Source organism: Actinomadura sp. HBU206391 (genome assembly GCF_014323665.1).
Lineage (GTDB): Bacteria > Actinomycetota > Actinomycetes > Streptosporangiales > Streptosporangiaceae > Actinomadura_C.
The window spans coordinates 1-4,091 of the sequence record NZ_JABVEB010000382.1 but is presented as its reverse complement, the minus strand read 5'-3'; the positions used below and the strand labels follow the sequence as shown (position 1 = coordinate 4,091).

The following is a 4,091-nucleotide window of genomic DNA, read 5'->3' as shown; positions in this document are numbered from 1 at the left end:
GTGATGTCGCGCTTCGAGTCGATGCCGTGTGCACGATCACGGGCGGCGGAACAGGATCAGTCGTCGGACTCCGTGATGAGCGAGTACCAGCTCTCCCAGCGGGAGTCCTCCTCGCCCACGGTGGTCTCGTCGCCCTGGCCCGGCAGCACCCTGGTGTCCCTGGGCATCGGGGCGAGGAGCGAGCCGATCGAGTTGAGCTGCTGCCGGAGCTCGGGGTAGACATCGCCCACCTGGCCGGGCTTGCCCTTGTGCAGGGTGTCTCCGGTGAACAGCACACCGAGCTGCTCGCTGTAGAGGCAGATGCTGCCCGGGGTGTGGCCCGGCGTGTGGATGACGTCGAGCTGGACGTCCGCGATCTCGAAGACCCCGCCGTCCTCGAGGTAGATGTCCGGCTCCTGGTTCTTCAGGAACTCGACGTCCTCGTCGATCTTGGAGGCCTTGGACGCCTTGGCGGCCTTCGAGTCCTTGGCGGTCTTGCCCTTCGAGGTCTTGAGGCCCTTGGCGTCCTTGGCGTCCTTGTCCTCGGACTCGTCGGTCTCCTCCGAATCCTCGGAATCGTCGGTCCCTACGAGCTCGGCGACCTCTTTCGACAGTTTCGCCTCGCTGGCGAGCCGGCGGAAGTAGTCCCGCCAGAGCAGCCGGTCGCCTCGGTGCAGCCCGATCGGCGCCCAGTCCTCCTCGTCGTCCTCACCGGCCATGGCGACCTCGAGCACCGTGTTCAGGTGCGCGTCGTGGCCATCGGTGCAGATGACCGCCATGACCTCCCGGCCGTCCACCGCCTTGAGGATGGCCTCGGCGTCATGAGCCGGGTCGATCACGATGACGGCGTCGTCGTCGCCGACGATCCACGTGTTGTTCTCCACGTCGTATTCGGTGTCGTCCAGGGTGCATTTCCCTGCCGAGACCACCTGTTCGATGCGCGCGTCCACTATCGCAGCCTATCGGCCTCCGGACGGCTTTGCCTCCGGACGGGGGCGACCCGCCCAGGAGTGCGCGGGAAGCGGCGGGTCAACCGGCCTGGATGAAGTCCCGTACGGCGTCCGCGCACAGTTGCACCGCGATCGCCGCCAGCAGCAGGCCCGCGATGCGGGTCACCAACTCGACGCCGTTCTCCTTGATCACCTTCATGATGCCGAGCGAGAACCGCATCACCAGCCAGAGGATGAGGTGCACGGCCACGATCGCGAGCGCGAGCGCCACGATCTGGTTCACGTGATCGGCCCGCTGGACGAACACGATGGTCGCGACGATCGCGCCCGGGCCGGCGAGCAGGGGCGTGCCGAGCGGCACCATCGCCACGTTGACGTTGCTGCGCGTCGGCTCGTTGGGTGACGTGGCCTTGCCGGTGAGAAGTTCGAGTGCCACGAGCAGCAGCAGGAGCCCGCCCGCGAGCATGAGCGCGGGCACCGAGACGCCGAGATAGTTCAGCAGGGTCTGCCCGAAGACGGCGAACACCACGATGACGGCGAACGCCACGGCGGGCGCCTGCCACGCGAGCCGGGTTCGCTGGTTTTCCGGATAACCCCTGGTGAGTCCCAGGAACACCGGGATGATGCCCGGTGGATCGATGATGACGAACAGCGTGATGAATGCCTCGCCGAACAGCTTGGCATCGAAGAACTCGCTCATTTCCCTCTTGCGCTCGCGACCAGTGCCTCAAAGGCCTCGGGTGACGTGGTCTCACAGCCGAGGCGGTGGCCGGTCGGTTTTCCATGATCATCGCTGGATCCGGTGGCGAACAGTCCCAGCGCACCGGCCAGGTCCCGCAGGTGTGCGCGGTCGGCGGCGTCGTGGTCGGGATGATCGACCTCCAACCCGGCCAGACCCGCGGCGGCCAGTTCCTCGATCAGATCGTCGTCCACCACGTAGCCGCGGCGGCGCGCCCGGGCGTGCGCCAGTACGCAGACCCCGCCGGCATCGGCGACCAGCGACACCGCCCGCACCGGGTCGAGCGCGTAACGATCCACGTGCGCGCGGCCGCCGGTGCCGATCCAGTCCGCGGTGAAGGCCTCGTCGGCCGTCCGCACCACGCCGGCCTCGACCATCGCCCGCGCGATGTGCGGCCGCCCCACGACGCCGTCGCCGGCGATCCGCAGCACCTGCTCCCAGGTCACCTCGGCGCCGAGTTCCCGCAGCCGGGCCACCGTGGCCCGCGCCCGGTCGACCCGGTCGGAGCGGATTCGGTCGCATTCGGCGGCCAGCACCGGATCGCCCGGGTCGAACAGATAGCCCAGCATGTGCACGCTCTCGGCACCCTCGCCCGATCCTCCCGTCACCGCCGCGTGGCGGCACGAGAGCTCGATGCCCCGTACGAGCGTCAGCCCGGCCGGCAGCGCGTGCTCGGCCTCCGCCCAGCCTGAGGCGGTGTCATGATCGGTCAGCGCGAGAACGTCCACGCCGGCGTCGGCGGCCCGCCGTACGACGTCGGCGGGTGAATCCGTGCCGTCCGAGGCACTGCTGTGGCTGTGGAGGTCAATGCGCACACTTCATGGTAGTTGCACATTTTCAGTCAAGATGCGGGCTGAACGCCCCATACGGAAGATCCAGCTCCATTCCGGGCTCCCTTAGATCGATCAGGGCGAGATCTTCCACCATGAGCACACCCGCCTCGGCCGGCCAGAGCACGCCCCAGAGCCAGTTGCCCATCGCCTCGCCGACGTAGACCGCCCGGTCGGGCGCGGCGTCGACGGCCCACAGCGGCACCGGGTGCCCACGGACCTCCACCTTGGCGTGCGGGGCGGAGGCGTCGCTCACCACACCCGGGTCGAGGCCGTCCAGCCCGGCGCAGGCCGCGCCGAACCCGATCCCCGGTTCCTCCGAGATCAACAGCATGTCGGCGGGACCGTGCAGCAGGCCCGGGCCCGAGAGCGCCACCGCACAGGCCCGAGAACCGGTCCGCTCATCGCCGACGGCCCCGAACCCGGTGACCAGCCAGCCCATCGGCAGCGGCCACGGCAGCCACAAGGGCACCCACGCGTCGCGCGCCACGGTGGCCAGCCCCTCGGGCGAGGGACTCTTCGGGGGCTGCTTGGGAAGCACCGCGCCGTGCACGGCGCAGTGCCAGTCGCTCGACCAGACACTCGGCTCTTGCAATGGCCCGCTGCACCGCGGGCAGGTCGGCTCCACCCTCATGGGAACTCACTGTCGTCGGTCGGTGACATGGACGTCAACCTCTCGGTCTCCCAGACAATGGTGACATGCGCGTGCGCTGCGTCGGAGCGGTGGTGGTGGACGACGACGGGCGGCTGCTGGTCGTACGCCGCGGCCGCCCACCGGGCAAGGGGCTGTGGTCGCTGCCCGGCGGGCGGGTCGAGCCCGGGGAGTCGGACGCGACCGCGGTCATGCGGGAGCTGCGCGAGGAGACCGGCCTGGGGGTCACGGTCGGGCGGCTGGTGGGCACGGTGGACCGGCCCGGGCCGGGCGGTGTGACGTATGACATCCGGGACTACGCGGCGACGGTCGCCGACGGGGATCTGCGGCCGGGCGACGACGCCGACGACGCCCGATGGGTGACTCCCGCGGGGTTGCGGGCGCTGGCCACGACGCCCGGGCTGCTCGATGCCCTGACCGAGTGGAGCGTCATGACCCGTTCTGATCGGTTCGGGGGGTGAACCGCCCGGGAGCGCCGCGATCAGGCCGAGACGACCTGTTATCGTCGCTCTGACGATTTCTGATCGCGGGAGCCGCCATGACGCTGCACGACCTGCTCGAACCCCTCCTCGCAACGGCCTTCACCCTCGGCGACACCCCCACCAGCTGGGCCGAGCTCCTCGGCTTCGCCACCGGCGTGGTGAACGTCTGGCTGGTCGTGCGCCAGAACATCCTGAACTGGCCCATCGGCGTCGCGAACGTGATCCTGCTCGGACTGATCTTTCTCGACAGCGGGTTGTACGCGGACGCGGGCCTGCAGGTCGTCTACGTGGTCCTCCAGGCGTACGGCTGGTGGCAGTGGCTCTATGGCGGACGGGACCGGACCGCGCTCGTCACACGACGCACCTCACGGAACGAGTGGATCGTTCTCGCCGTGGCCACCGCCGCCGCGACCGCCGGTCTGACCTGGGCCCTCAGCGCCTGGACCGACTCGAACGTGC

At 69.6% G+C, this 4,091-nt stretch carries 6 protein-coding genes; 2 read left to right on the top strand and 4 right to left on the bottom strand.

What is annotated here, in order from left to right:
• Window positions 1–56: 56 nt before the first annotated feature.
• The 4 genes from HKK72_RS36845 to HKK72_RS36830 all read right to left on the bottom strand — a co-directional run bounded on the left by HKK72_RS36845 (window position 57) and on the right by HKK72_RS36830 (window position 3,132).
• A complete protein-coding gene (locus HKK72_RS36845; RefSeq protein WP_187239022.1) occupies window positions 57–929 on the bottom strand; it encodes an MBL fold metallo-hydrolase in 873 nt (290 codons plus the stop codon).
• Between the two features lie 79 nt (window positions 930–1,008).
• Window positions 1,009–1,629 carry a MarC family protein gene (locus tag HKK72_RS36840; protein WP_187239021.1) on the bottom strand — a complete coding sequence of 207 codons (621 nt, stop codon included), beginning with the start codon at window positions 1,627–1,629 and terminating at the stop codon, window positions 1,009–1,011.
• The gene (locus HKK72_RS36835; protein ID WP_187239020.1) at window positions 1,626–2,483 is read right to left on the bottom strand and encodes a PHP domain-containing protein; all 858 of its coding nucleotides are present in this window, start codon (window positions 2,481–2,483) and stop codon (window positions 1,626–1,628) included. Before HKK72_RS36835 ends, HKK72_RS36840 begins: the two co-directional genes overlap by 4 nt.
• 22 nt (window positions 2,484–2,505) lie before the next feature.
• Entirely contained in the window at window positions 2,506–3,132 is a 627-nt protein-coding gene (locus tag HKK72_RS36830; protein ID WP_187239019.1) for a DUF6758 family protein, read from the bottom strand.
• A gap of 65 nt (window positions 3,133–3,197) precedes the next feature.
• Between HKK72_RS36830 and HKK72_RS36825 the strand changes: the two genes are divergently transcribed.
• Both HKK72_RS36825 and pnuC read left to right on the top strand, forming a co-directional pair.
• The gene (locus HKK72_RS36825; RefSeq protein WP_187239018.1) at window positions 3,198–3,611 is read left to right on the top strand and encodes an NUDIX hydrolase; all 414 of its coding nucleotides are present in this window, start codon (window positions 3,198–3,200) and stop codon (window positions 3,609–3,611) included.
• 77 nt (window positions 3,612–3,688) lie between these two features.
• A partial coding sequence (pnuC, locus tag HKK72_RS36820) for a nicotinamide riboside transporter PnuC (RefSeq protein ID WP_187239017.1) occupies window positions 3,689–4,091 on the top strand: 403 nt, incomplete at its 3' end.